We start from the raw sequence: 25,727 nt of genomic DNA, 5'->3' as shown, positions 1-25,727 counted from the left end.
GATCATTGGGTGGGGGAAGGGAAGGCGGTGCGCGGGTGAGCTCGGGAGGGATGGAGCTACCCCCCGGTGACGCAGGTCACGAGGGGGACTCCGCCGAGATCCCGCCTGGCGCGGTCTCTCTCGCCAGACCGATGGAGATCGGGGCGGAACTGGACTGGGGCGCGGACGCCTGGAGCGAGGTGCGCACGCGCGCGCAGCGGGCCGGACGGGCCTATATCTGGCTGAACCTGGTGGAGCAGCGGCTGCGAGCCGTGGTCGCCGCAGTGCTGCGCCCGATCTACGAACCCGTGCACGGCGACGACTGGGTGGTGGCCGCGGCCGGGCCGGCCGGCCAGGAATGGGTGCAGCGGGCGGTCGCGGTGCGCGAGGTCTCCCGCCGCAAGGGATATCTGCTCGACCCCGCCGACGACAACGTTCTGTCCTTTCTCACGCTGCCGCAACTGCGCGAGCTGATGGTCCAGCACTGGCCGTGCTTCGAGCCGTACTTCGACGACCGGCGCGATGTCGAGTTGGCGCTGGACGAGCTGGAAGTCGCCCGCAATGTCGTCTCCCGCAACCGCGCGCTGAACGAGGCGGTGCTCGCGCAGGCGGAACGCGCATCCGCTCGGCTGCTCGAAATACTCGGCAGCGGCGCAGGCGTCCCGTCCGCCGACCGGCTGAAGGTCGACGCGGTCGAGGAGCTCGTCGGCGACCGCTACGCGGACGTCGTCTCCGTCCACCCGGACCGGGTGCGGCTGCAGCGCCAGCTCCCGGCCGAAGACCTCTTCGGCGGCGCGCGCCGCCTCGACGCCATCGGCATAGGCCTGAATCTGCTCGTCCAGAACTTCTCCGGCCGGCGGCTGGTCAGGCTCGCCGAATCCGGCTGCCGGATCCGGCTGCTCTTCCTCAACCCGGCGAGCAGCTCGGTCAAGCGCCGTGAGCGCGAACTGGGCATCAAAAAAGGGGAGTTGAGCCGGACGGTGGAGATGAACATTCTCCATATGCGCCGGGTCCGCTCCCGGCTGCGCGACCCCGGGGCCTTCGAGATCCATGTCTTCGACGAGACGCCCCGCTTCACCGCCTATCTCGTGGACGGCGACGGGCCGGACGGCCTCGCGGTCGTCCAGTCGTATCTCCGCCGGGCCCGCGGCATGGAGGCTCCGGTGCTGGTCCTGCGGGGCGGGACCAGGGCGGTCGTCCGTGCCGGACACGACAGCGAGAACGGTCTTTTCCAGACATACCGCGAGGAGTTCGAGTCCGTCTGGGCGGACTCGCGGCCCGTCTCCTGAGTTGTCAGTGCCGCGTGCGAGGGTGAATACCCACTGGGAGGAGGGCCTTGATGGCTTGGTACGGGGAACCGCTGGTCGGCTTCGATCTGGAGACGACGGGCACGGAGCCGCTGGAGGCGCGGATCGTGACGGCCGCGGTGGTGGAGGAGCGGGTGGGGGAGCCCGTCTCGCCGCAGCGCTGGCTCGCGAACCCCGGGATTCTCATCCCGGAACAGGCATCGGCGATCCACGGCATCAGCAGCGAACGGGCGACGGCGGAGGGCCGCCCGGCCCGGGAGGTCGCGGACGAGATCGCGTCGACGCTGAGCGGCTACTGGGAGCGCGGCGTGCCGGTCGTCGCGTACAACGCGGCATTCGATCTGACGCTGCTCACGGCCGAGTTGCGGCGCCATGGACTGCCGTCGCTGAGCGACCGGCTGGGCGGCGGGGAGATCGGCCCGGTGATCGACCCGTACACCATCGATCGCGCGGCGGACCGCTACCGCAAGGGCAAGCGCACGCTGGAGGCGGTCTGCCAGGAGTACGGCGTCGAGCTGACGTCGGCGCACGACGCCGCGTCGGACGCCCTGGCGGCGGTCCGGGTCGCCCGCGCCGTGGCGAAGCGGCACGCAGAGGTGGCCGGGCTGCCCGCAGCCGAGCTGCATGAGCGTCAGATCGTCTGGTACGCGGAGCGGGCGGCGGACTTCGAGCGCTTCCTCCGCGACAGGGGCGAGGCGGACGCCACGGTCGACACGGCCTGGCCGCTCAGGGACCTGGCCCCGACGCCGAACTGACCGAGTCGGCGCCAGGCTCGTCGGCGCGGGGACCCGTGCTCAGAACGGGTACCAGCGGACGTCCGGGATGTCGTCCCGGAGTGACCTCACGCGGCGGACGAACTCCTCACGAGCCTTCGGGTTCGTGGGTGCGTGCTGGGCCACCCATGCGCAGCTCGCCGTCTCCCGCGCACCCCGCAGCACCTCGCACCCCTCCCAGTCCCGCACATCCCAGCCGTACGCCGCGATGAAGGGCTGGTATCCCTCCCAGCCCAGCCCGTACCGGTCCCGCGACAACGCCATCACCACCAGGTCGTGTTCGCGGAGGTCGGAGGAGAAGGTCTCCAGGTCCATCAGGACCGGGCCTTCCGGCCCCACTTGGACGTTCCGCGGCAGCGCGTCACCGTGGATCGGCCCCGGCGGCAGATGCGGCACCAGCTCCGCCGACGCCTCGGCGAATCCGTCGCGGCGCGCCCGCAGAAAGGCCGCGTCGGCCGGATCGATCGCATCGCCCGCGAGCCGCAGCCACCGCTCCACACCGCCGAGCAGCTCGCGCCGCGGCAGCGCGAAGTCCGGTTCCGGCAGGGCGTGCACCAGACGCAGCAGATCCGCCAGATCCTCGGGCTCGGCAGGACGCACCGCATCCGGCAGCCGCTGCCAGAGCGTCACCGGATGACATTCCACCAGGCGCGCCTCGGGGGCGGCCGGCCGCACCGCCGGAACGCCCGCCTCCGCCAGCCAGGCCCCGATGGCCAGTTCGCGTTCGGCGCGTGCCAGCAGCTCTTTGTCCCTGCCCACCTTGACGACAGCGTCGCCTGCCGCGAGGACCGCGTTCTCGCCGAGTGCCAGCAGCTCCCCGTCCGCGGGAAGCCCCGCCGCCGTCAGCACCTCGCGCGCCCGTGTCTCGTCCATCGGCACCTTTCCGCCAATTCCGGAGCTCGTACGAATCCGGCAAAGTCTCGCATCCGTGCAGGTTGGCTTGACGAACCGACGGGCCGTCAGCACGATGACGGGGGCCGCCAGGGCGGCCATAAGTCGACAAGCCGCCCGAAGGAGTTGAATCCGTGACATTGGCGACCGCGGAGCCGCACTCCGGAAAGAAGCCCGGACGGAAGCGGCAGCCCCGACAGCAGCAGCGCACCGGGCGGCCCACGGATCACGGCGCCTGGTTTCTCGTACTCCCCGCACTCATCCCCATCCTGGTGCTCAGCGTCGGCCCGCTGCTCTACGGAATATCCCTGGCCTTCACCGACTCCCAGGCCGGCCGCACCGAGCCCACCGAGTGGATCGGCACGCTCAACTTCCAGGACCTGGCCCACGACACGCTGTTCTGGGACTCGTTCCGGATCGGCCTGCTCTGGGCCGTCGGCGTGACCGTGCCGCAGTTCCTGCTCGCCCTCGGCCTCGCACTGCTGCTCAACCAGAACCTGCGGCTGCGCTGGCTGGCCCGCGCCCTCGCGATCATCCCGTGGGCCATGCCCGAGGTGGTCGTCGGCATCATGTGGCGGCTGGTCTACAACCCCGACGCGGGCATCCTCAACGAGACCATCCGCGACCTCGGCCTCGGCGACGGACGCGACTGGCTGACCGGACTAGCCACCGCACTGCCGGCCGTGATCGTCGTCGGCATCTGGGCGGGCATGCCGCAGACCACGGTCGCGCTGCTGGCCGGACTGCAGAACACGCCCCACGAACTCCACGAGGCCGCCGCGCTCGACGGCGCGGGCGCCTGGCGCCGGTTCCGTACGGTCACCTGGCCGGCCCTCAAACCCGTCGCCCTCGCGATCACCGCGCTCAACTTCATCTGGAACTTCAACGCCTTCGCGCTGGTGTATGTGCTGACCAGCGGCGGGCCGGGCGGACGGACCCGGCTGCCGATGCTCTTCGCGTACGAAGAGGCCTTCCGCTACGGCCAGTTCGGCTACGCCGCCGCGATGGGCTGCGTCATGGTCGCGGTGATCTCGGTGATGCTCGCCCTCTATCTCGTGGGACGGCTCAAGGGAGGCGACGAACAGTGACCGCGCTCCGCACCAGCAGGACCGGCCGCGCCGGCCAGTACCTTGCGCTCCTCGCCTATCTCGTCTTTCTCGCCTTTCCCTTCCTCTGGCTGATCTCCACCGCCTTCAAGCCGCCGCGCGAACTCGGCTCGCTGCATCCGACCTGGATACCGAAGGACCCGACCTTCGCCAACTTCCGTCAGGCCTTCGACGAACAGCCGCTGCTCCAGGCCGCCGGCAACAGCCTGATCGCGGCCCTGTCCGCCGCCCTGATCGCCGTGGTGATCGCGACACCGATGGCGTATGTGATGGCCCGCAACCGCAGCAGGCTCTCCACCGCGGCCACCGGCTGGGTCGTCGTCAGCCAGGCGTTCCCGTTCGTGCTGGTGATCATTCCGCTGTTTCTGGTGCTGAAGAACCTGCATCTGATCAACACCCTGTTCGGACTGATCATGGTGTACGTCGTCTGGGCGCTGCCGTTCGCGCTGTGGATGCTGGTCGGCTACGTACGGGCCGTGCCGCCCGAACTGGAGGAGGCCGCGGCCGTCGACGGCGCCGGCCGGCTCCGCACGCTGGTCTCCGTCACCGCGCCGCTGCTCGCGCCCGGGATCGTCGCCACCGCGCTGTTCGCCTTCATCACCGCATGGAACGAGTTCTTCTTCGCGCTCGTCCTGCTCAAGACCCCGGAGAAGCAGACCTTGCCGGTCGTCCTGACGCACTTCCTGGGCGCGGAAGGCGTCGCCGACCTCGGGCCGCTCGCGGCGGCCGCGTTCCTGGCGACGATTCCCTCACTCGTCATCTTCGCCGTCATCCAGAAGCGGATCACTGGCGGGATGCTGGCCGGGGCGGTGAAGTCCTGATGCGTGTACGGATGCTGGCCGCGGCCGCCACTGTTCTTGCCGTCCTGCTGACCGGCTGTTCGGACGGCGACGACGGTGGTCCGGACGGCAGGATCAAGCTCCGCTTCCAGTCGCTTGCCTGGCAGCAGGAGTCCGTCGACGCCAACAAGGAACTCGTACGGGAGTGGAACGCGACCCATCCCGACATCCAGGTCCAGTACGTCCAGGGCAGTTGGGACAGCGTCCACGACCAGTTGCTGACCTCGTTCGAGGGCGGCGAGGCGCCGGACGTCATCCATGACGCCTCCGACGACCTCGCCGACTTCGCGTACGGCGGCTATCTCGCCGATCTGAGCGAGCTGCTGCCGGAGCGGCTGAAGTCGGACATCCCGCGGGCGAGCTGGCAGACGACCACCTTCGGCGACGGGATCTACGGCGTCCCCTTCCTCCAGGAGCCGCGGGTCCTGATCGCCAACAGGAAGATTCTCGACGCCTCCGGCGTCCGGGTCCCGACGGCGGAAAAGCCATGGAGCTGGGCGGAGTTCCGCGAGGTCACCAAGGCGCTGACGGCGAAGCTGGGCAAGGGGAAGTACGGCGTCGCCTGGCCGCTCAAGGAGCCGGTCTCCGTCACGCTCAACCTCGGCCTGTCGGCCGGCGGTCAGCTCTTCCACCGGGGCGAGGACGGGAAGGTCACCATCCGGTTCACCGACGGCGACGCGGTGCTGCCGGACACCGTCCACGACCAGGTCAACACCGACCGGAGCGCATCGCGCAGCACGCTCGGCATGGGCGGCTCCGACACGCTGCCGGGCTTCTTCGGTGGCAAGTACGCGATGGTCCCGCTGGGTTTCTCGTACCGGCAGCAGATCGTGCAGCAGGCGCCGAAGGGCTTCGAGTGGACGGTGCTGCCCGCTCCGGCCGGCGCGCAGGGCCCGGCCCAGGGCGTGAGCCCGCAGACGCTGTCGGTCGCCGAGGACAGCCCGTACAAGAAGGAGGCGGCGCAGTTCATCGACTTCATGCTGCAGCCGCGGAACATGGTGCGGCTGGCGAAGGGCGACTGGATGCTGCCGACCGGCACGGCCGCGCTGGCGGATCCGTCGCTGCACACGGCGAAGGACGGCTGGGCGACGGGCGCGGCACTTGCCAAGGACTTGCGGTCGGCGCCCGCGCAGTCGGTACGCGGCTATCCGGAGTGGAAGGACAAGGTCGCGACGCCGGCGCTGCAGGAGTACTACAGCGGTGCGATCGACGCGGCCGAGCTGGAGAAACGCCTGGTGAAGGACGGGAACCTGGTGCTGGCGCGGTACCAGCGCTGAGCGTGCGGGTGTTGTCGCTCAGCAGAAAGACGCGGCGATCTCAACGCGGTGGCTGTCGTTGTCGGAGAGGAACGATGCCAGCGCCCGCCCCTGGTCGGCGACGGTGGTGCGGTCGGTTCGGGAGAAGCGGCGCAGCGGGGTGACGATCACGGTCCCTGCCTCCACGTTCCAGGTTGCGGCCACCCGGCCGTCGACCAGGACAACGCGAGCGCCGGCGACCGACAGGCCGCGGTGGGCGTCGTCGATGATCCGGCCGCGGTCGTGGAAGCCGAGGATCGCGTTGTCGAACGCGGGCAGGAACCGTACCGGGGCGGGTGTGTCGGGGTCGGGGCGTGGTGCGTCGGGAAGATCCAGCAGTTCCCGGCCCCGCTCGTCGCGGAAGGCGACCAGCTCCTCGCGTATCGCGGCGACCGCGGCCGGCAGCCCGGCGAGGCCGCACCAGGCGCGCAGGTCGGCCGAGGCGGCGGGGCCGAACGCGGCCAGATAGCGCCGTACCAGCGCCTGGCCCACAGGATCGGAACCTTCCGGAGAGGGAGGATCGATCTCGCGCCCCAGCCACGAGGAGAGCAGCACGTTGCGCACTCCCGCCTTCGTGCGCCACAGCCCGCGCGGCGGCAGCTGGGCCACCGGGACGAGGGCGGCGATGAGCATCTCACCCAGTGCCCGTGGCGCCGGCGCCGGCCAGCGCTCGGCGAGCGCCCGCGCGAGCTCGGTCATCGAGCGGGGCTCGCCGTCGGCCATGACCGCCCGGCCCGCCGCCGCGAGCTCGTCGAGGTTCACCCCGTCGAGCTCGCGGCGGTAGACCCCGAGTACCCGTTGGCGCAGCATGGTGGTGTGGCGGGCGCGCCAGGCCAGGGCGTCGTCGGCGGTGACGAGGTGGACGGTGCGGCGCATGAGATGGGTCCGCACCACACGCCGCCCGGTCAGCAGGTCCGAGAGCGCCGCCGGGTCGAACGCGCGCACCCGCGACCAGAGTCCGACGAACGGCTCCTGCGGTTCCTGCGCCTGCAGTCCGCCGAGGTGCGCGACGGCGTCGAGGACCGGCAGTTCGGCGCGATCGAGCAGCAACTGCCGGGCGAGCGTCGCGCGGCCCAGCGCCCGGGTGTCGAGAACGGTCATCCTGGGCGGTCAGGAGGCGTTGTATTCGCTGACGACGTCCACGACCCAGGTGACGCCGAACCGGTCCTTCAGCATTCCGTAGAGGGGTGCCCACTGCGCGGGTCCCAGCGGCTGGAGGACCGTCGCGCCGTCGGAAAGCTTGTCCCAGTACGCGGTGACCTCCTCGGTCACTTCGCCTCGGAGCGAAACGAAGAACGCGTTCTCGCCCTGGTTCCACGGCAGGTGCGACGGTACGTCGTAAGCCATCACGCAAAGACCGCTGCCGGCGGCCACCTGGCCCCACATCACCTGGTCCGCCGCGGACGGGTCCTGGACGTTTCCGGCGTCCTTGTACGTGACCATGACCACGTCCCCGCCGAACACGGCCTGGTAGAACGTGAGTGCCGCGCGGGCGTCACCTCGGAAGTTCAGGTGGGTCACAGCGTTGACGGACATGATCGGCTCCCTGTTTCGATTCATCCGGTCCGGGCGACCCGCTTGTTCGGCCCGCCCGGTGACTACAGTCGTCGGGGAAGCGGTCAGGATGTGTCCGCTTCTCAGGGCAACATGGGAGTCATGCCGAAGACATCAGCGCGACTGCTGTCACTGCTCTCGCTGCTCCAGGCACGCCGGGACTGGCCGGGGGCGCTGCTGGCCGAGCGGCTCGGCATCAGCCAGCGCACCGTGCGCCGCGATGTCGACCGCCTGCGCGAACTCGGCTATCCCATCGTGGCCTTCAAGGGGCCGGACGGTGGGTACCGACTCGAAGCCGGCTCGGAACTGCCTCCGCTGCTGTTCGACGACGAGCAGGCCGTCGCCCTCGCCGTCGCACTCCAGATCGCCACCACCACCGGTGCCGGCATCGAGGAGGCCGCGGCGCGCGCGCTGACCACCGTCCGGCAGGTCATGCCCGCACGGCTGCGCCGCCGGATCGACACCCTCCAGGTCACCGCCGTCGAGCGGCCCGCGAGCCGACCTGATCCACAGGTCGACAGCAGCGTGCTCATGACGCTCAGCGCCGTCGTCCACGCCCGCGAAGTGCTGCGCTTCGACTACGCCCCCGCATCCCCGCCGGGAATCGGCGACGACGACCCCGCCGCAACTCCACCGCGCCGTGTGCAGCCCCACCGCCTCGTCACCTGGGGCGGGCGCTGGTACCTCGTCGCCTGGGACCTCGACCGCGAGGCCTGGCGCACCTTCCGTGCCGATCGAATCACCCCGCGCACACCGACAGGGCCCCGCTTCACCCCGCGCGAACTGCCCGGTGGTGACGTGGCCGCCTTCGTGGCCGGCAGGTTCCGGGGCTCCGACGGCTCCGGCGACTGGCCCTGCCGCGGCGAGGTGATCCTCGGCCTGCCCGCCGCCGCCGTGTCCCGCTACACCCGCGACGGAGCCGTCGAGGAACTCGGCCCGAACCGCTGCCGGCTTGTCCTGGGCTCGTGGTCATGGCCCGGACTGGCCGCCGCCATCGGCGGGTTCGACGCCGACATCGAGGTCGTCGGCCCGGCCGAGCTCAAGGACGCCTTCGCGCTTCTGGCCCGCCGCTACGCCAACGCGGCAACCGGCGCGGTGCCGCCCGCGTGAAACCGGTCTGCCGCAGGAACGCCGGACGGGCGCGGGACCGACAAGGGCCCGCGCCCGTCCGCGTACCGCTCAGCCTCAGACCCGTACCGGCGTCCCGCGGTCGTCGTCGTGTCCCCTGACCGGAGCCGGAGCCACCGGCTCGTCGTGCGTCAGGTCGGGCAGCCAGCGGAGCCACTTCGGGAAGTACCAGTTGCGGTCCCCGAGCAGTGCCATGACCGCCGGCAGCAGCACGCCGCGGATGATCGTCGCGTCGATCAGCACCGCCGCCGCGAGGCCGACGCCCATCTGCTTCATCGACTGCATCGACAGCGTGCCGAAGATGGCGAACACCGCCACCATGATGACCGCCGCGCTCGTCACCACGCCCGCCGTCGTGACCACGCCGTGCGTGATCGCCTCCCGCGTTCCGCGGCCCTGCATCTTCGCCTCCCGGATCCGCGACACCACGAACACGTGGTAGTCCATCGAGAGACCGAACAGGATCACGAACAGGAACAGCGGCAGCCAGGCGATGATCGCGCCGACGCCTTCCGCGCCCACCAGCGAAGCGCCCCAGCCGTACTGGAAGACCGCCGTCAGGATTCCGTACGCCGCCCCGACCGACAGCAGGTTGAGCACGATCGAGGTGATCGCGATCGTCAGCGACCTGAACGACAGCAGCATCAGGACGAAGGCGAACACCACCACGAAGGCGAAGACCGGCGCGACCGACTTGGTGAGCTGGTCGTTGAAGTCCTTCGAACCCGCGACCTGCCCGCTGATCGGCGCCTCGACGCCGTCGACCGTGCCGAGCGTGGCCGGCCTGACCTCCGTACGGAGAATGTCCAGGCTCTTCTCCGCCTTGTCCTGGTCGGAGCCGCCGACCAGCGGGACGTACACGAAGGCGAGATTCTCCGCGTCGTGCGTCACGACCTCGACCGGTCCCTTGGACGCGCCCGAACTCACCGCCTGCTGACGGAAGTCCGCGATGGCCTGCTTCACGGCGGCGGAGTTGATGTCGTCCGCCTTGACGACGACCTCCGCCGGGTCGGCACCGCCCGGGAACGCCTCGTTGACGCGTTCGTATGTCGCCACGATCGGCACCGAGTCGCCGAACTCCTGGTCCAGCGTGAGCTGCTGTGTCTTCATCCCGATCGCGGGCAGCGCGACGGCCACCAGCGCACCGGCCGCCACCAGCAGCGACACCAGCGGGCGCTTCAGCACACTGCCGAGCACCTTGTTCCAGATCCGGCTCTCGCCGTTCGTGCCGCGCTTGGCGCGGTTGAGGAAGGGGATGCGGCCCTTCTCCACCCGTTCGCCGAGCAGCGAAAGCAGCGCCGGGAGCACCGTCACGGAGCCGACCATCGCCACGGCCACCACGATGAGTGAGGCCAGGCCCATCGACTTGAACTCGCCGATGCCGGTGAAGAGCATGCCCGCCATCGCGACGCACACCGTCACACCGGAGACGATCACGGCCCGGCCGCTCGTCGCCGCGGCGATCTGCATGGCCGTGGCCGCGTCCCGGCCCGCCTGCCGCTCCTCGCGCTCGCGCCGCAGATAGAAGAGGCAGTAGTCGACGCCGACCGCCAGACCCACCAGCAGCATCACCGAGTTCGCCGTCTCGCTCATCGGCATCACATGGCTGACGACGCCCATCAGACCCATCGTCGCCATGATCGCGGTGAGGGCCAGCGCCACCGGCAGCAGCGCCGCCACCAGCGCGCCGAAGGCGATCAGCAGAATGCCGAGCGCGACCGGCACCGCAGAGAGCTCGGCCTGCTTGAAGTCGTCACCGAAGGCGTCGTCGAAGGTCTTGTTCATGCTGGCGCCGCCGATCTCCTCGATCCGCAGCTCCTGGTGCGCGTCCTGGACCTTGGCGACGGCGTTCAGCACCGGTTCGATCCGGTCGCCCGCGGTCTCGGGGTCGCCGCGCACGTCGAACTGGACGAGTGCGCTGCGCCCGTCCTTCGAAATGCTGTCGGGGTACGGAGAGGTCACCTCGGCCACCTGGCCGGTGGCGCCGACCGCCTTGATCACGGCGTCCACGGCCGACCGGAACTCCGGGTCCGTCGCCTTGACCGAGCCGTCCTTCGCCTGGACCAGCACCATCTCGCTGGCCGGCTCCTCGATGCCGGCGTCCTCCGTGATCCGCGAGGCCTGCGTGGTCTCGCCCTTCAGCTGATCGCTGTCCTTGAGCTCCACCTGGCCCGCGGCGGATCCGGCCACCATGGCGAGCAGGACGAACAACACCCAGATCCCGACTGCCGCCCAGCGGTGCCGGGCGCTCCAGCCGCCGGCCCGCGCGGCGATTCCGCGCGGTCGTATTCCTGCATTCCCCATGACAGCTCTGCCCCCTTGACCATGACGCCGGCGCGGCGCCGTCGTCCTGCTCTGACGCTAGGGGCACATTCAGGCCGTCTCCTCCTGCTCGGCGGTGACGCCGGGCACGGGTGATCTCCTCCCTACGGACCCCTCGCATCCCCGACAAGAAGGATGGAAGCCCCTTACACGTAAGGAAAATTGGGGCCGAAGTCCGACTTGGGAGACCCTGGCCGATTTCTTATTACAGAACCTTGTTGAGTGAGTCACAGGTGTATGAAGGTCTTGATCTGAGCCCGTCAATCGGTCAGGGTTTCGAGCCAGCCCACGGAGATTTTCCGTCCGTTGGCCATTCCCCCCACAAATGATGACGAGGAGCTCCCTCTTCATGGCAAATCACAAGCGCGCGAGCAAGATCAAGCTCACCGCGGCGATAGCCGCTGTCGCGGCCGCGGCCGGAGTGACCGTACTCGGCACTTCCTTCGCCGGTGCCGCCACGCCGCCCGCCCAGGGCACCATCTACGGCGCGAACGCCGAAGGCGCCGTCGCCGGCAGCTACATCGTGATGCTGGATCAGAAGGCCGACAAGCAGGACCTGGCGAAGGAGTACGGCGGCAAGCTGCAGCGCAACTACAGCTCCGCCATCAACGGCTTCTCCGCCAACGGCCTTACGGAGACCGAGGCCAAGCGCCTCGCCGCCGACCCGGCCGTCGCCAAGGTCGTCCAGAACAAGAAGTTCACCGCCAACGCGACCCAGGACAACCCGCCGTCATGGGGCCTGGACCGCATCGACCAGGCCGACACCGCCGGAGACAGCAAGTACACCTACCCGGACAGCGCGGGCGAGGGTGTCACCGCGTATGTCATCGACACCGGAGTCCGCATCTCCCACAAGGACTTCGAGGGCCGCGCCACGCACGGCTTCGACGCGGTCGACAACGACGACTCCGCCGACGACGGCAACGGCCACGGCACACACGTGGCGGGCACCATCGCCGGCGCCGCGCACGGTGTCGCCAAGAAGGCGAAGATCGTCGCCGTCCGGGTGCTCGACGACAACGGCTCCGGCACCACCGAGCAGGTCGTCGCCGGCATCGACTGGGTCACCAAGAACCACCAGGGCCCGTCCGTCGCCAACATGAGCCTCGGCGGCGGCGCCGACGAGGCGCTCGACGAGGCCGTCCGCAAGGCGATCGCCTCCGGCGTCACCTTCGGTGTGGCGGCCGGCAACGAGTCCTCCGACGCCAGTCAGGGCTCCCCGTCGCGCGTCAAGGAAGCCATCACCGTGGCCTCCTCGACCAAGGAGGACGAGCAGTCCTCGTTCTCCAACTTCGGCGAGATCGTGGACATCTACGCGCCGGGCTCCGACATCACGTCGGCCTGGAACGACAGCGACGAGGGCACGAAGACCATCTCCGGCACCTCCATGGCGACGCCGCATGTCGTCGGTGCCGCGGCGATCTACCTCGGCGCCCACCAGGACGCCACGCCGGAGCAGGTGGCCACGGCCCTGACCGAGGGCGCTACGCCCGACAAGATCAGCAACCCCAGCGAGGGCACGCCCAACAAGCTGCTGAAGGTCGTCGAGTGACGGTCTGAACATCGCTGAGCCGGCGGTCGCCGCGCCCTCCCCCACGGGGCGCGGCGGCCGCCTTGTCGCGCGATGCCGTCATATGCCAGGGCGCCGCTCTATGGTGTGGCGATGACCACGAGGTATGCGGCCCTTCTGCGCGGGATCAACGTGGGCGGGCACAAAAAGGTCCCGATGGCCCAACTCCGCGAAGTGCTGGGGGAATTGGGCCACGGCGACATCGCCACGTATCTGCAGAGCGGCAACGCCGTCTTCAGCAGCGACTCCGACGACGAGCAGGCGCTCGCCACCGCCCTGGAGCGGGCCATCGAGCGGCGCTTCGGCTTCGGCGTCGACTGTCTGGTGCGCGGTGGCCCGTATCTGAAGGCGGTTGCCGACGCGTGCCCCTTCCCGGCAGCGTCGCTGGAGGCCAAGCAGCTGCATGTCACCTATTTCTCGGAGCCGGTCGCGCCCGAACGGCTAGCGCCGATCGACGCGGCGGCCTTCCTGCCGGAGGAGTTCCGGCTGGGCGACCGGGCGTTGTATCTGTACGCACCGGACGGCCTCGGCCGCTCCAAACTCGCCGAGGCACTCGCGAAGCCGCGCCTGTTCAAGGGCATCACCGCCACCACGCGCAACTGGAACACGGTCGTCAAACTCGTGGAGCTGACCCGTGACTGACGCCAGGGACGCGGTCCAGGCGGCCATCGAGGCGGAGCTGCGCCTCCTCGACCCGGCCGTACGCACGTCGCCGGAGCGGCTGGCCGAGCTGTTCCATCCGGACTACCGGGAATTCGGCACCTCGGGCCGGCTCTGGGACCGGGACTCGATCATCGCCGCGCTCACGGCACGGGACGCGCCCGCACCGCGGCCGATCACCGCCTCGCGGATACGGGGCGTACAGCTCGCGCGCGACGTGGTGCATCTGACCTTCGACACCGACACGGGCGCGCACCGGGCCCACCGCAGCTCACTGTGGCGGCTGACCGCCGGCGGCTGGCTGCTCTACTTCCACCAGGGCACGCGGTTCAGTGACGCCGGGAGTGCCGGCTCCAGCTGAATCCGCCGGGCAGCCGCACCGAGGCGCTGCGCTGCCCGCCGCTGCCGCGGGTGACATGTGCGCGGCGCGAGCCGAACGTCCAGGACCAGCCGTGCGAGCTGACGTTGAGGTGGAGCACCTTGGGGATGATGGTGATCCGCTTGTGGTAATAGATCGACATGTCGGCCTCCTTCCCTCGATGGTGAGGGCACTGCGCCCCATGGCCGTCACCGCCGCGCCACGGTTGTGTCACCGCGACCCGCCGGCCGGGTGCCGGACTGTGCGAGGCTCGTACGTATGCGCTACATCATCATCGGGGCAGGAGCGGTCGGCGGCACCGTCGGCGGGCGGCTCGCGGAGGCGGGACACGACGTGGTGCTCGTGGCGCGCGGCGCGCACTACGAGGCCCTCCGCGACGGCGGTCTCCGCCTCAGCACGCCCGACGGCAGGCACACGCACCGGCTGCCCGTCGTCCAAGACCCGCAGGAACTGGGCGAGTTGCGCGAGGACGACGTCCTGCTGCTCGCCGTGAAGACCCAGGACAGCACGGCCGCGCTCGACGCCTGGGGTCATCTGCCCGTGGCGGGCGGCGGCACCGCGGCCGAGCGGCTGCCGCTGGTCTGCGCCCAGAACGGCGTGGCGAGCGAACGCATCGCGCTGCGCCGCTTCCGCCATGTGTACGGCATGTGCGTCTGGCTGCCCGCCACCCATGTCCAGCCGGGCTCGGTCTCCGCCGCGGGCGCCCCGCTCACCGGCATCCTGCACATCGGCCGCTATCCGGCAGGCACCGACCAGACGGCCCGCAGCATCGCCGGCGACCTGGAGAAGTCGCGCTTCGAGGCACCGGTCGTCGCGGATGTGATGCGCTGGAAGTACGCCAAGCTGCTGGGCAATCTCGCCAACTCCATCGAGGCAGTCACCGGCCTGCTCGCCGGCGAGGACGGACTCGCGCTCTACCGGCGGACGCGCGCCGAGGGCGAGGCGGTGCTGGCGGCGGCGGGCATCGAGGCGACGGGCGAGGAGGAGCAGAAGCGGTTCCGCGCGGAGAAGATCCGGTTCGAGCCGTTCGACGGTTCGGAACGCGGCGGGGGCTCGTCCTGGCAGTCGCTCAACCGCGGCACGGGCACGATCGAGGCCGACTATCTCAACGGCGAGATCGCGTTGCTCGGCCGCCTGCACGGCGTCCCGACACCGGTCAACGACACGCTGCAGCGCGTCGCGAACACATTCGCGCGGGAGCGCAGAGCGGCCGGATCGATGTCGGTGGCCGAGCTGACGGCGCTGGTCGACGCGGAGGAAATGGCCCACTGAATGACTGCGTGAGTGGCCCGTGATCTCGGGCCACTCACGCCTTAGATTCGATCCATGACCACCAAGGACGGCACGACCAGCACGGCCGGCAAGGCCAGCACGACCACGGTCGACTTTTACTTCGACCCCGCCTGCCCCTTCGCCTGGATCACCTCCCGCTGGATGCTCGAGGTCGAGCGGCAGCGCGACATCGAGCTGAGTTTCCGGCCGATGAGCCTGTATCTGCACAACGCCGGCAATGAACTGCCGGACTGGTACCGGGAATTGGTCGACAAGTCGATAGGTCCGGTACGGGTGGCGGTCGCCGCGGCCGAACAGCACGGCGACGCGATCCTGCGCGACCTCTACACCGCCTTCGGCACCCGTATCCACGAGCGCAGGATCGAGGACTTCGACGAGGTCATCGTCCAGTCGCTGGCCGAGCTGGGCCTCCCGGCGGACCTGGCGAAGGCCGCACACGACCCGGCGTACGACGAAGCCGTACGCCGCAGCCATGACGCGGGCAAGGACCCGGCGGCCGACGCGTATGTCGGCACACCCACGATCCACGTCGACGGCACCGTCTGGTTCGGCCCGGTGCTCAACTCGATCCCGCGCGGCGAGGAGGCGGCCCGGCTCTTCGACAGCTTCCGCGTGATCGCCGGCTACCCCGACTTCTTCGAACTCAAGCGAACCCGCACGGGCAGCCTGGACTTCGCCTGACGGCGGTGTCGCATTCCTTCAAGACCGGTCGAAGCGCCCGGACCTAGCGTCGGCGGCATGAACCTCATCCACGCGCACCTCAGGGTCTGCGCCGCCGAAGCCGCCCGCGTCGCCCGCGGCGTGCGGGCCGACCAGCTGACCCAGCAGTCCGTCTGCGACCAGTGGACGGTACGCGACCTGGTCAACCACCTCGTCCTGTACTCGGCCCACGGCCTGGAACACCGCGCCCTGCGCAAACAGCTCCCGGAGGAACTGACCAAACGCGACTTCACGGCAGACCCCGACTGGGCGGAGCGGTACGCGACTCAACTGGACCGCGCGCTGGCCGCCTGGTCCGCCCCATCGGCCTGGCAGGGCGAAGTGGACCTGGGCTTCACGACCATGCCCGCCACTGAGATCGCTTCCCTCATCGTGAAGGAACTCGCCCTCCACGGCTGGGACCTGGCGCGCTCCACCGGCCAGCAGGTCCAAGTCCCGGACAACACGGGCGAGTTCCTCCTCGCGGTCGTCGAGGAGCACGCCGAGGTATTCCGCCAGTACGAGGGCTTCGCCGACCCGGTCGGGTCGCCGCCGGACGCGACGGCCTTCGAACGCGCCCTGGCGACGAGCGGCCGCGCGCCACGGTGAAGCCGGAGGCCCTGGGCCCGTCGCTCAGCCCGCGAGAGCGATGCGGTGTTCCACCCGTGCCCCGTCGTACCGCTCGAGCAGCAGTCTGGCCAGCTCCTGCGACGGGCCCAGGACATCGGCCAGCACATCCGCGTCCGAGGACCCCGCCGCGATGCGGTCCGGAAGGCGGCCCGGTGCGATGACGTACGGGGCGACCGCGACTCGGTCGAAGCCTTCGGACCGGAGCGCACGGACCGCGTCCCCCGTACGAGGCAGAGATGCGGAGGCGAACGCAGCTCGCACGGCGCACCAACCGGTGTGCCGCAGCTCCCGCGCCAGTTCTGCGATCACTGCGATCGCCTCCGGGTCTGTGGAGCCCGCCGAGGCCAGGACCAGGCCCGTCGAGCGTCGGTCGGCGGGCGCGAGGCCCGCCTCGTACAGGCGGTTGTTGAGGGCCTCGACGAGCAGCGGGGACGGGCCCAGCACGTCCGCCTGGCGGATCCGGAGCGCCGGCGGCGCCGACCGGAGCACCGCCGGGATGTCGGACTTGGCGTGGAAGGCGCGGGTCAGCAGCAGCGGCAGCGCCACCACGTCCCGTACTCCCTCCCGTCGCCCGCCACCACCCCTCCAACGAGGCGCTTCGCGCCGCACCTCCTCTGCCAGCGCCTCCAGCATCCTCGGCACCGACGGCGCGTTGAAGTCCAGGAAGCCCGTCTCGACGCGCAGGCCCGGCCGCTGGGACCGGACCCGCCGCACCAGGGCGTGGACCGTCGCGGCGTGCCGCGGGTCGCGGCTGCCGTGGGCGATGACGAGAAGGACCGGGCTGCGCATCGTGAGGCTCAGTTCTTGACGAGGAGTCCGCGGCCACGCAGTACCGCACGCTCCAGTGGGCTGAAGATCAGCAGATCGATGGCGATGCCGACGATCAGGATCAGGATGATGGCGAGGAAGACTCCGGGCATGTCGGCGTTGTTGCGGCCGTTCTCCAGCAACTGGCCGAGACCGAGGCCGAGATCGGGCGAGGACGCGATGATCTCCGCGGCCATCAGCGAACGCCAGGAGAACGCCCAGCCCTGCTTCAGACCCGCGAGATAACCGGGCAGCGCGGCGGGCATGACGATGTGCCAGGTGCCGCGCAGTCCCGTCGCGCCAAGAGTGCGCCCGGCCCGCAAAAACAGTGGCGGCACCTGGTCGACGCCGGAGACCAGGCCGTTCGCGATCGAGGGGACCGCGCCCAGCAGGATCACCGCGTACATCATCGAGTCGTTGAGGCCGAGCCAGATCACCGCGGGCGGCACCCAGGCGACGGACGGCAGCGACTGGAGGCCGGAGAGGATCGGGCCGATCGCCGCGCGGACGAACTTCACCCGGGCGACCAGCAGGCCCAGCGGCGTGCCGATGGCGAGCGCCAGCAGGAAGCCCAGCAGTCCGCGGGACACGCTCGTCCACACGACCTCGAGCAGTGTGCCCTGCAGCCACAGGTCGGACACGCTGTCCCACACCGCGGACGGCGCGGGCAGCTTGTAGTCCTCGGTGACCTTCGCCCAGACCAGCACCTGCCAGACGACGAGCACCAGGGCCACGGCGGTCAGCGGCGGCAGCACCTTCTTCAGCAGCACCTCGCTCACCGGAGTGCGGCTGACCTGCACCGCGTCGAGTGCGTCGAGGCCCGCCTCAAGGCCCGCGAGATCGTCGGCCTTCGTGACCGGCTTCGCGTCGGCCTTCGTTTCAGTGCTGGCCATGACGGCGGATCTCCCCACGCAGTTCTTCGGTGATCTCGACGGACAGTTCAGCGACCGCGGCGTCCTCGATACGGCGCGGCTGCGGAATCCCGACCGTCCACTCGCGGGCGATACGGCCCGGCCGGGACGACAGCAGCACCACACGCTCGGCAAGCCGCACAGCCTCGCGGACGTTGTGCGTGACGAACAGGACCGACAGGTTCGTCTCGCGCCAGATCCGGGTCAGCTCGTCGTGCAGTACGTCCCGGGTGATCGCGTCCAGCGCCGCGAACGGCTCGTCCATCAGCAGCAGCCGGCTGTCCTGCGCCAGCGCCCGCGCCAGCGCGACGCGCTGCCGCATACCGCCGGACAGCTCGTGCACCCGCTTGCCGTACGAGCCTTGCAGCCGTACGAGCTCAAGGAGACGTTCGGCCTCCTCACGACGCCCGGACTTCGGCACGCCTCGCAGCCGCAGCGCCAGTTCGATGTTCTTGCCCGCGGTCAGCCACGGGAACAGCGCATGCTCCTGGAACATCAGGGCGGGCCGCCCGCCGGGGGTCTCGATGGATCCCGCGGTCGGACGGTCGAGCCCCGCCACCAGATTGAGCAGCGTCGACTTTCCGCACCCGGAGGCTCCCAGGAGGGTGACGAACTCGCCCGGAGCGACATCGAGGGTGATGTCGTCCAGGACGAGCTGCTGTCCGGAAGGCCCGGCGAAGGACTTCGAGACATGCGCGAGACGGGCGGCGTGCTCGACCGCCACCTGGTCATCGGCCTTGGCGAGTGCTGTGGCCATGGTCGTCACCTCCTGAGAGCGCGTACGGGCGGTTACTTGACGCCGAGAGAGGCGTCGGCGACTTCGGGCTTGCCCTGGGCCTTGAGGACCTTGTTCAGCGGCTTCAGGTCGTAAATGCCGGCCAGGTCGGGCTTGTCCAGCAGACCGGCCTTCACCGCGTGGTCGGCCTGCGCCTGCAGCGTCGTGGCCAGCGGGTCGTCGGTGAACTGGATCGACGGCCACGCCGGGTCGATCACCTCGGGCGGCAGTGCCTTGCCGGTGAGCTCCTTGAGCTTGGCGTTCGCGGACGCCTTCGCCTTGTCCGGGTTGGCGTTGATCCACGCGTTGGTCTTCACCGAACCGCGCAGCACCGCCTCGACGACGTCCGGGTGCTCGGTGAGGAACTTCTGCGACACGATGATGTTCGTGATCACGAACTTCTTCTCGGGCCACAGCGTCGACTCGTCGAGCAGCACCTTCGCACCTTCGCTGACCAGCTTGGACGCGGTCGGCTCCGGCACCCAGGCGCCGTCGATGGAACCGGACTTGTAGGCGTCGGGAGCGACCTTGTTCTCCGTGCGGACCACGGAGACGTCGCCCTTGCCGCTCTCGGCGTCGACCTTCCAGCCCTTCTCCGAGATCCAGTTGAGGAAGGCGACGTCCTGCGTGTTGCCGAGCTGCGGCGTGGCGATCTTCTTGCCCTTGAGGTCGTCCAGGGTCTTGATCTTCGCCGGGTTGACGACCAGCTTCACGCCGCCGGACGCGGAGCCGGAGATGATCCGCAGGCTCTGGCCCTTGGACTTGGCGTAGCCGTTGATGGCGGGGGAGGGGCCGATGAAGCCGATGTCGATGGAGCCCGCGTTCAGCGCCTCGATCTCGGAGGGACCGGCGTTGAAGGTCGCGGCCGACAGCTTGGTGCCGCCCAGCTCCTTCTGGATGATGCCCTCTTGGTGACCGACCAGCGCGGTGGCGTGGGTGAGGTTCGGGAAGTATCCGACCTTCACGGTGTCGAGACCGTCGATCTTCTCGCCCTTGGCGGCGGGAGCGACGTTGTCGCCCTTCTCCGCCTCGGAGCCGTAGCCGCAGGCGGTGAGCGCCAGTGCGAGCAGCGGAAGGACTGCGGCAGCGGCGATGCTGCGCCGCGGGGTGATACGAGTGGCAGGCACGGGAGGTGGTCCTCTCGGAGGCCCGGTTCTTACGTCACTTCGGACGCGGCCGGGAAGTCGGCAGGTCTTCGTCGGTGCAGGGTGCGGGGGGTGCGGGCGCGCAGGCAGTGCGCGTACGTCAGCACGCACATCGCGCCACCCCGCCCGTGCCCGCGCCGAGGGCGCCGCTGCCGACGCGGCCGCCCTCCTTCGCGAACGTGGCGTAGAAGTCGGTGGGGGTCATGATCAGAAGTCCCATCCGTCGTCGTCCGCCTCGGTCTTGACCGGCTCCGGCGAGGCGAAGGACTCGCCGACCATGCCCGCGGTGAGCGTGGTGCCGTCGGCGGGGTCGATCAGGATGAACGAGCCGGTGCGCCGGGAGTCGGCGTACGAGTCGACCGGCAGCGGCTCGGCGGTACGGATCTTGACGCGGCCGATGTCGTTGGCGACCAGCTGCCCGGGGTGCGGGTGCAGGGACAGGTCGTCCAGGGTCAGCCGGGACGGAATGTCCTTGACGATCGCCTTGACCGTGCGGGTGCCGTGCTTGAGCAGCACCCGGTGGCCGACGGTCAGCGGCGCGTCGGCGACGTGGCAGACGGTCGCCTCGATGTCCTGCGTCGTCGCGGGCGCGTCCTTGGTCGGCACGATCAGGTCACCGCGCGAGATGTCGATGTCGTCCTCCAGCAGGACGGTCACCGACTGCGTCGTCCAGGCCACATCCACCGCCTCGCCGAGCAGGTCGATCGCGGAGATCCTCGACGTACGGCCTGAGGGCAGCACCGTGACCGCCTCGCCGACGCGGAAGGCGCCGGCCGCGATCTGGCCCGCGTACCCGCGGTAGTCGGGGTGCTCGGCCGTCTGCGGACGGATCACGAACTGCACGGGCAGACGCGCGTGGCAGGTCGTGAGGTCGTGGCTGACCGGGACCGTCTCGAGGTGCTCCAGGAAGGTCGGCCCGCCGTACCAGTCCATGTTCGCGGATGCGTCCACGACGTTGTCCCCGGCGAGCGCCGAGATCGGGATCGCGGTGATCTCGGGGACGCCGAGCTCGGATGCGTACGCCGTGAACTCCTTGGCGATCGCGGCGAAGACGGACTCCTCGTACGCGACGAGGTCCATCTTGTTGACGGCCAGCACGACATGCGGGACGCGCAGCAGCGCGGCGATCGCGGCGTGCCGGCGGGTCTGCTCGACGACGCCGTTGCGCGCGTCGACGAGGACGACCGCGAGCTCGGCCGTGGACGCGCCGGTGACCATGTTGCGGGTGTACTGCACATGGCCCGGCGTGTCCGCGAGGATGAACCGCCTGCGCGCGGTCGCGAAGTAGCGGTACGCCACGTCGATGGTGATGCCCTGCTCCCGCTCGGCCCGCAGGCCGTCGGTGAGCAGCGCCAGGTCGGGCGTCTCCTGGCCGCGGCTCAGGGACGCGGCCTCGACGGCCTCCAGCTGGTCGGTCAGCACCGACTTGGAGTCGTGCAGCAGCCGTCCCACCAGCGTGGACTTGCCGTCGTCGACGGAGCCGGCGGTGGCGAAGCGCAGCAGGGTGGTGGCCGAGAGCTGCTGGGTCGTGGTCGTCATGGTTAGAAGTACCCCTCGCGCTTGCGGTCTTCCATCGCGGCCTCGGACATCTTGTCGTCGGCGCGGGTCGCGCCCCGCTCGGTGAGCCGGGACGCGGCGATCTCGGCGATCACCGCGTCGAGCGTGGTGGCGTCCGAGTCGACGGCTCCGGTGCAGGACATGTCGCCGACGGTGCGGTAGCGGATCAGCCGCGTCTCGACCGTCTCGGACGCCTTCGGGCCGCCCCACTCGCCCGCGGTCAGCCACATGCCGGAGCGCTGGAAGACCTCGCGCTCGTGGGCGAAGTAGATCTCGGGGAGCTCGATCTTCTCGCGCTCGATGTACTGCCAGACGTCCAGCTCGGTCCAGTTGGACAACGGGAAGACGCGGACATGCTCGCCGGGCGCGTGGCGGCCGTTGTAGAGCTGCCACAGCTCGGGCCGCTGCCGGCGCGGGTCCCACTGCGAGAACTCGTCCCGCAGCGAGAACACCCGCTCCTTGGCGCGTGCCTTTTCCTCGTCCCGGCGGCCGCCGCCGAACACCGCGTCGAAGCGCTCGGACTGGATCTTCTCGGTGAGCGGAACGGTCTGCAGGGGATTGCGGGTCCCGTCGGGCCGCTCGCGCAGCTTTCCGGCGTCGATGTAGTCCTGTACGGAGGCCACATGGAGCCGCAGCCCATGTGCGGCCACCACGCGGTCGCGGTACTCCAGGACCTCGGGGAAGTTGTGCCCGGTGTCCACATGCAGCAGCGAGAACGGGACCGCGGCCGGCGCGAACGCCTTCAGCGCCAGATGCAGCATGACGATCGAGTCCTTGCCGCCGGAGAACAGAATCACCGGCCGCTCGAACTCGCCCGCCACCTCGCGGAAGATGTGCACCGCCTCGGACTCCAGCGCGTCCAGATGCGACAGCGCGTACGGGCTGTCGCCCCCGGAATTGTCTGCAGCCTCGTGCACGGTCACTGCGGTCGTCATGCGAGACCCCTCTCGGTGAGCAGCGCATGCAGCGCGGCGGCTGACTCCTGCACGGTCTGGGTGTGCGACTCGATCCGCAGGTCCGGGGAGTGCGGCTCCTCGTACGGGTCGTCGACGCCGGTGAGACCGCTGATCTCGCCCGCCGCCTGCTTCGCGTACAGCCCCTTCACATCGCGTACGGAGCAGACCTCCACCGGAGTGGCGACATGCACCTCGATGTACGGCGTGCTCTCGGAGGCATGGCGCTTGCGCACGGCCTCGCGGCTGTCCGCGTACGGCGCGATCACCGGCACCAGCGCCTTGATGCCGTTGGACGCCAGCAGTTCGGCGACGAAACCGATCCGCTGCACGTTCGTGTGCCGGTCCTCGCGGCTGAAGCCGAGGCCCGCCGAGAGGAACTCGCGGATCTCGTCGCCGTCGAGCACCTCGGTCCGGTGGCCGTCGGCGCGCAGCCGCTCCGCCAGCTCGTGGGCGATCGTGGTCTTGCCCGCGCTCGGCAGACCGGTCAGCCAGATGGTGGCCCCAGTCACGTGCTTGTCTCCCAGATCCTCGGTCGTCATCCGTGCAGCCCGCATTCGGTCTTGCCCCGGCCGGCCCAGCGGCCGGCGCGCGCGTCCTCGCCCTCCAGCACCCGGCGGGTGCAGGGCGCGCAGCCCACGGAGGCGTAACCGTCCATCAGCAGCGGGTTGGTGAGCACGCCGTGCTCGGCGACGTACGCGTCCACGTCGTCCTGCGTCCAGCGGGCGATCGGCGAGACCTTGACCTTCTGCCGCTTCTCGTCCCAGCCGACGACCGGCGTGTTGGCGCGGGTCGGCGACTCGTCGCGGCGCAGGCCCGTGGCCCACGCGTCGTACGAAGTCAGACCCTCTTCAAGGGGCTTGACCTTGCGCAGCGCGCAGCACAGGTCGGGGTCGCGGTCGTGCAGCTTCGGGCCGTACTCGGCGTCCTGCTCGGCCACGGTCTGGCGCGGCGTGAGCGTGATGACGTTGACGTCCATCACGGCCTCGACCGCGTCCCGGGTCCCGATGGTCTCCGGGAAGTGGTAGCCGGTGTCGAGGAAGACGACGTCGACGCCGGGGAAGGCGCGAGAGGCGAGATGGGCGACGACCGCGTCCTCCATGGAGGAGGTGACGCAGAAGCGCGGCCCGAAGGTCTCGGCCGCCCACGTGAGGATGTCCAGGGCGGAGGCCTCTTCGAGGTCCCGCCCGGCCTGCTCGGCAAGCGACTTGAGATCGTCCTTGGTCTGAACCGCCGTCATATCCCGTTCCCTCCACCGTCGTTGCGCTGAAGTCCACGGGTCAGCAGCCCGAGGAACTTCAACTGGAAGGCTCGATTGCATGCCGCGCATTCCCATGCGCCGTGGCCCTGCTCGTTCGGACGCAGGTCCTCGTCGCCGCAGTACGGGCAGTAGAAGGGGGCGGCCCTCTCACTCATGACAGGGCCTCCTCGGACGCACGCGCCGCCCAGGTCGCGAACCGCTCGCCGTCCTCGCGCTCCGCCTGGAAGCGCTTGAGGACCCGCTCGACATAGTCGGGCAGCTCGGCGGAGGTGACCTTCAGGCCGCGGACCTTGCGGCCGAAGCCGGCCTCCAGGCCGAGCGCGCCGCCGAGGTGCACCTGGAAGCCCTCGACCTGGTTTCCCTGGTCGTCCAGGACCAGCTGGCCCTTGAGACCGATGTCCGCGACCTGGATACGGGCGCAGGCGTTCGGGCAGCCGTTGAGGTTGATCGTGATCGGCTGGTCGAACTCGGGGATGCGGCGCTCGAGTTCGTCGATCAGCGAGGCGCCACGGGCCTTGGTCTCGACAATGGCCAGCTTGCAGAACTCGATGCCGGTGCAGGCCATCGTGCCGCGCCGGAAGGGCGACGGGCTGACCCGCAGATCCAGCGACTCGAGAGCGGCCACCAGCGACTCGACCTGCGCCTCGTCGATGTCGAGGACGATCATCTTCTGCTCGACCGTGGTCCGCAGGCGGCCGGAGCCGTGCGCCTCCGCCACCTCGGCGATCTTGGTGAGCGTGGCGCCGTCGACCCGTCCGACGCGCGGCGCGAACCCGACGTAGAACCGGCCGTCCTGCTGCCGGTGCACGCCGACGTGGTCACGCCACTCCTGTACGGGCTGCTCGGGCGCGGGCCCGTCGACGAGCTTCCGCTGCAGGTACTCGTCCTCCAGCACCTGGCGGAACTTCTCCGCGCCCCAGTCCGCGACCAGGAACTTCAGCCGGGCGCGGGTGCGCAGCCGCCGGTAGCCGTAGTCGCGGAAGATCGAGATGACGCCCTCGTACACGTCCGGGACCTCGTCCAGCGGCACCCAGGCGCCGAGCCGCACGCCGATCTTCGGGTTGGTGGAGAGACCGCCGCCGACCCACAGGTCGAAGCCGGGACCGTGGTCGGGGTGGTTCACACCGACGAACGCGATGTCGTTGATCTCGTGCGCGACATCGAGCAGCGGCGATCCCGAGATCGCCGACTTGAACTTGCGCGGCAGGTTGGAGAAGTCCTTGTTGCCCACGATCCGGCGGTAGATCTCGTCGACGGCGGGCGTGCCGTCGATGATCTCGTCCTCGGCGATCCCGGCGACGGGCGAGCCGAGGACAACACGCGGGGTGTCGCCGCAGGCCTCGGTCGTCGACAGTCCGACGCCTTCGAGCCGCCGCCAGATCTCCGGCATGTCCTCGATCCGGATCCAGTGGTACTGGATGTTCTGCCGGTCGGTGATGTCGGCGGTGCCGCGCGCGAACTCCTGCGAGATCTCGCCGACGACCCGCAACTGCTCGGTGGTCAGCCGTCCGCCGTCGATGCGGACGCGCAGCATGAAGTACTTGTCGTCCAGCTCCTCCGGCTCGAGGATCGCGGTCTTGCCGCCGTCGATGCCGGGCTTGCGCTGGGTGTAGAGACCCCACCAGCGCATCCGTCCGCGCAGGTCGGCGCCGTCGATCGAGTCGAAGCCGCGGTGGGCGTAGATCGTCTCAATGCGTGTCCGCACATTGAGACCGTCGTCGTCCTTCTTGGTCTGCTCGTTAGCATTCAGCGGCGTCATGTGGCCAACGGCCCACTGCCCCTCGCCGCGGTGGCGTCCGGCCTTGCGGCGGGGCGTGGCGGAGGCGGGCTTTTCGGGGATGGCGGCCATGGCGGAAATCCTTCGAGACTGCAGGAGGGCGGCTCTGAGCTGCA

At 69.9% G+C, this 25,727-nt stretch carries 27 protein-coding genes; 12 read left to right on the top strand and 15 right to left on the bottom strand.

What is annotated here, in order from left to right; translation table 11 throughout:
• Positions 1–35 precede the first annotated feature (35 nt).
• Together ACH4YL_RS18810 and ACH4YL_RS18805 are read left to right on the top strand one after the other, a co-directional pair.
• Entirely contained in the window at positions 36–1,268 is a 1,233-nt protein-coding gene (locus tag ACH4YL_RS18810; RefSeq protein ID WP_398508475.1) for an SAV2148 family HEPN domain-containing protein, read from the top strand.
• A 50-nt stretch (positions 1,269–1,318) separates the two neighbouring features.
• Positions 1,319–2,041, top strand: a complete 723-nt coding sequence (locus ACH4YL_RS18805) for a 3'-5' exonuclease (RefSeq protein ID WP_398508474.1) — start codon at positions 1,319–1,321, stop codon at positions 2,039–2,041.
• A 39-nt stretch (positions 2,042–2,080) separates the two neighbouring features.
• On the opposite strand, the gene ACH4YL_RS18800 is transcribed toward ACH4YL_RS18805, so the two are convergent.
• The gene (locus tag ACH4YL_RS18800) at positions 2,081–2,932 is read right to left on the bottom strand and encodes a phosphotransferase enzyme family protein (RefSeq protein ID WP_398508473.1); all 852 of its coding nucleotides are present in this window, start codon (positions 2,930–2,932) and stop codon (positions 2,081–2,083) included.
• A gap of 152 nt (positions 2,933–3,084) precedes the next feature.
• On the opposite strand from ACH4YL_RS18800, the gene ACH4YL_RS18795 reads away from it, so the two are divergent.
• Genes ACH4YL_RS18795 through ACH4YL_RS18785 form a run of 3 tightly spaced genes read left to right on the top strand, consistent with a single transcriptional unit; the run spans position 3,085 to position 6,172 of the window.
• Positions 3,085–4,038, top strand: coding sequence for a carbohydrate ABC transporter permease (locus ACH4YL_RS18795; protein WP_398508472.1), 954 nt, complete (start codon positions 3,085–3,087; stop codon positions 4,036–4,038).
• On the top strand, positions 4,035–4,877 hold the full coding sequence (locus tag ACH4YL_RS18790; RefSeq protein WP_398508471.1) for a carbohydrate ABC transporter permease: 843 nt from the start codon (positions 4,035–4,037) through the stop codon (positions 4,875–4,877). Before ACH4YL_RS18795 ends, ACH4YL_RS18790 begins: the two co-directional genes overlap by 4 nt.
• Positions 4,877–6,172, top strand: a complete 1,296-nt coding sequence (locus ACH4YL_RS18785) for an ABC transporter substrate-binding protein (protein ID WP_398508470.1) — start codon at positions 4,877–4,879, stop codon at positions 6,170–6,172. The genes ACH4YL_RS18790 and ACH4YL_RS18785 overlap by 1 nt, the downstream gene beginning before the upstream one ends.
• 18 nt (positions 6,173–6,190) lie before the next feature.
• On the opposite strand, the gene ACH4YL_RS18780 is transcribed toward ACH4YL_RS18785, so the two are convergent.
• A complete protein-coding gene (locus ACH4YL_RS18780; RefSeq protein WP_398508469.1) occupies positions 6,191–7,291 on the bottom strand; it encodes a winged helix DNA-binding domain-containing protein in 1,101 nt (366 codons plus the stop codon).
• Positions 7,292–7,300: 9 nt separating this feature from the next.
• Complete coding sequence (locus tag ACH4YL_RS18775) at positions 7,301–7,726, bottom strand: VOC family protein (RefSeq protein WP_398508468.1); 426 nt, start codon at positions 7,724–7,726, stop codon at positions 7,301–7,303.
• Between the two features lie 120 nt (positions 7,727–7,846).
• Between ACH4YL_RS18775 and ACH4YL_RS18770 the strand changes: the two genes are divergently transcribed.
• Positions 7,847–8,854 carry a helix-turn-helix transcriptional regulator gene (locus ACH4YL_RS18770; RefSeq protein WP_398508467.1) on the top strand — a complete coding sequence of 336 codons (1,008 nt, stop codon included), beginning with the start codon at positions 7,847–7,849 and terminating at the stop codon, positions 8,852–8,854.
• Between the two features lie 75 nt (positions 8,855–8,929).
• Here ACH4YL_RS18770 and ACH4YL_RS18765 read toward each other — a convergent pair whose 3' ends face one another.
• Entirely contained in the window at positions 8,930–11,176 is a 2,247-nt protein-coding gene (locus tag ACH4YL_RS18765; protein ID WP_398508466.1) for an MMPL family transporter, read from the bottom strand.
• A gap of 367 nt (positions 11,177–11,543) precedes the next feature.
• Here ACH4YL_RS18765 and ACH4YL_RS18760 point away from each other — a divergent pair, with 367 nt between their 5' ends.
• The 3 genes from ACH4YL_RS18760 to ACH4YL_RS18750 all read left to right on the top strand — a co-directional run bounded on the left by ACH4YL_RS18760 (position 11,544) and on the right by ACH4YL_RS18750 (position 13,785).
• Positions 11,544–12,746 carry a S8 family peptidase gene (locus ACH4YL_RS18760; RefSeq protein WP_398508465.1) on the top strand — a complete coding sequence of 401 codons (1,203 nt, stop codon included), beginning with the start codon at positions 11,544–11,546 and terminating at the stop codon, positions 12,744–12,746.
• Between the two features lie 111 nt (positions 12,747–12,857).
• Entirely contained in the window at positions 12,858–13,406 is a 549-nt protein-coding gene (locus tag ACH4YL_RS18755; RefSeq protein WP_398508464.1) for a DUF1697 domain-containing protein, read from the top strand.
• A complete protein-coding gene (locus tag ACH4YL_RS18750; protein ID WP_398508463.1) occupies positions 13,399–13,785 on the top strand; it encodes a DUF4440 domain-containing protein in 387 nt (128 codons plus the stop codon). Before ACH4YL_RS18755 ends, ACH4YL_RS18750 begins: the two co-directional genes overlap by 8 nt.
• Here ACH4YL_RS18750 and ACH4YL_RS18745 read toward each other — a convergent pair.
• The gene (locus tag ACH4YL_RS18745) at positions 13,754–13,945 is read right to left on the bottom strand and encodes a DUF4236 domain-containing protein (RefSeq protein ID WP_398508462.1); all 192 of its coding nucleotides are present in this window, start codon (positions 13,943–13,945) and stop codon (positions 13,754–13,756) included. The two genes, ACH4YL_RS18750 and ACH4YL_RS18745, sit on opposite strands and share 32 nt — an antisense overlap.
• Before the next feature lie 116 nt (positions 13,946–14,061).
• On the opposite strand from ACH4YL_RS18745, the gene ACH4YL_RS18740 reads away from it, so the two are divergent.
• The 3 genes from ACH4YL_RS18740 to ACH4YL_RS18730 are packed head-to-tail and all read left to right on the top strand — an operon-like array spanning position 14,062 to position 16,404.
• Positions 14,062–15,075: a ketopantoate reductase family protein gene (locus tag ACH4YL_RS18740; RefSeq protein ID WP_398508461.1), complete on the top strand. Its 1,014-nt coding sequence runs from the start codon at positions 14,062–14,064 to the stop codon at positions 15,073–15,075.
• A 54-nt stretch (positions 15,076–15,129) separates the two neighbouring features.
• A complete protein-coding gene (locus ACH4YL_RS18735) occupies positions 15,130–15,777 on the top strand; it encodes a DsbA family protein (RefSeq protein ID WP_398508460.1) in 648 nt (215 codons plus the stop codon).
• 57 nt (positions 15,778–15,834) lie between these two features.
• Positions 15,835–16,404: a TIGR03086 family metal-binding protein gene (locus ACH4YL_RS18730; protein WP_398508459.1), complete on the top strand. Its 570-nt coding sequence runs from the start codon at positions 15,835–15,837 to the stop codon at positions 16,402–16,404.
• 24 nt (positions 16,405–16,428) lie between these two features.
• Here ACH4YL_RS18730 and ACH4YL_RS18725 read toward each other — a convergent pair whose 3' ends face one another.
• From ACH4YL_RS18725 to ACH4YL_RS18680, 10 genes are all read right to left on the bottom strand, one after another.
• Positions 16,429–17,214, bottom strand: coding sequence for a sirohydrochlorin chelatase (locus ACH4YL_RS18725; RefSeq protein WP_398508458.1), 786 nt, complete (start codon positions 17,212–17,214; stop codon positions 16,429–16,431).
• 8 nt (positions 17,215–17,222) lie between these two features.
• The gene (locus ACH4YL_RS18720) at positions 17,223–18,125 is read right to left on the bottom strand and encodes an ABC transporter permease (protein ID WP_398508457.1); all 903 of its coding nucleotides are present in this window, start codon (positions 18,123–18,125) and stop codon (positions 17,223–17,225) included.
• The gene (locus ACH4YL_RS18715; protein ID WP_398508456.1) at positions 18,112–18,900 is read right to left on the bottom strand and encodes an ABC transporter ATP-binding protein; all 789 of its coding nucleotides are present in this window, start codon (positions 18,898–18,900) and stop codon (positions 18,112–18,114) included. The genes ACH4YL_RS18720 and ACH4YL_RS18715 overlap by 14 nt, the downstream gene beginning before the upstream one ends.
• A gap of 32 nt (positions 18,901–18,932) precedes the next feature.
• A complete protein-coding gene (locus ACH4YL_RS18710) occupies positions 18,933–20,045 on the bottom strand; it encodes an aliphatic sulfonate ABC transporter substrate-binding protein (RefSeq protein WP_398508455.1) in 1,113 nt (370 codons plus the stop codon).
• A 225-nt stretch (positions 20,046–20,270) separates the two neighbouring features.
• The gene (locus ACH4YL_RS18705; protein WP_398508454.1) at positions 20,271–21,602 is read right to left on the bottom strand and encodes a sulfate adenylyltransferase subunit 1; all 1,332 of its coding nucleotides are present in this window, start codon (positions 21,600–21,602) and stop codon (positions 20,271–20,273) included.
• A gap of 2 nt (positions 21,603–21,604) precedes the next feature.
• A complete protein-coding gene (gene cysD / locus ACH4YL_RS18700) occupies positions 21,605–22,555 on the bottom strand; it encodes a sulfate adenylyltransferase subunit CysD (RefSeq protein ID WP_398508453.1) in 951 nt (316 codons plus the stop codon).
• Positions 22,552–23,130 (bottom strand): adenylyl-sulfate kinase, encoded by a 579-nt coding sequence (gene cysC, locus ACH4YL_RS18695; RefSeq protein WP_398508452.1) that lies wholly within the window; start codon positions 23,128–23,130, stop codon positions 22,552–22,554. The genes cysD and cysC overlap by 4 nt, the downstream gene beginning before the upstream one ends.
• On the bottom strand, positions 23,112–23,813 hold the full coding sequence (locus ACH4YL_RS18690) for a phosphoadenylyl-sulfate reductase (RefSeq protein ID WP_398508451.1): 702 nt from the start codon (positions 23,811–23,813) through the stop codon (positions 23,112–23,114). Before ACH4YL_RS18690 ends, cysC begins: the two co-directional genes overlap by 19 nt.
• Positions 23,810–23,989, bottom strand: a complete 180-nt coding sequence (locus ACH4YL_RS18685; protein WP_398508450.1) for a hypothetical protein — start codon at positions 23,987–23,989, stop codon at positions 23,810–23,812. The genes ACH4YL_RS18690 and ACH4YL_RS18685 overlap by 4 nt, the downstream gene beginning before the upstream one ends.
• Complete coding sequence (locus ACH4YL_RS18680) at positions 23,986–25,683, bottom strand: nitrite/sulfite reductase (protein ID WP_398508449.1); 1,698 nt, start codon at positions 25,681–25,683, stop codon at positions 23,986–23,988. Before ACH4YL_RS18680 ends, ACH4YL_RS18685 begins: the two co-directional genes overlap by 4 nt.
• Between the last annotated feature and the right edge of the window lie 44 nt (positions 25,684–25,727).

Source organism: Streptomyces sp. NPDC020681 (assembly GCF_044334895.1).
GTDB lineage: Bacteria > Actinomycetota > Actinomycetes > Streptomycetales > Streptomycetaceae > Streptomyces.
Note: the sequence above shows the minus strand (reverse complement) of the source record. Positions and strands in the feature narration are given on the sequence as shown.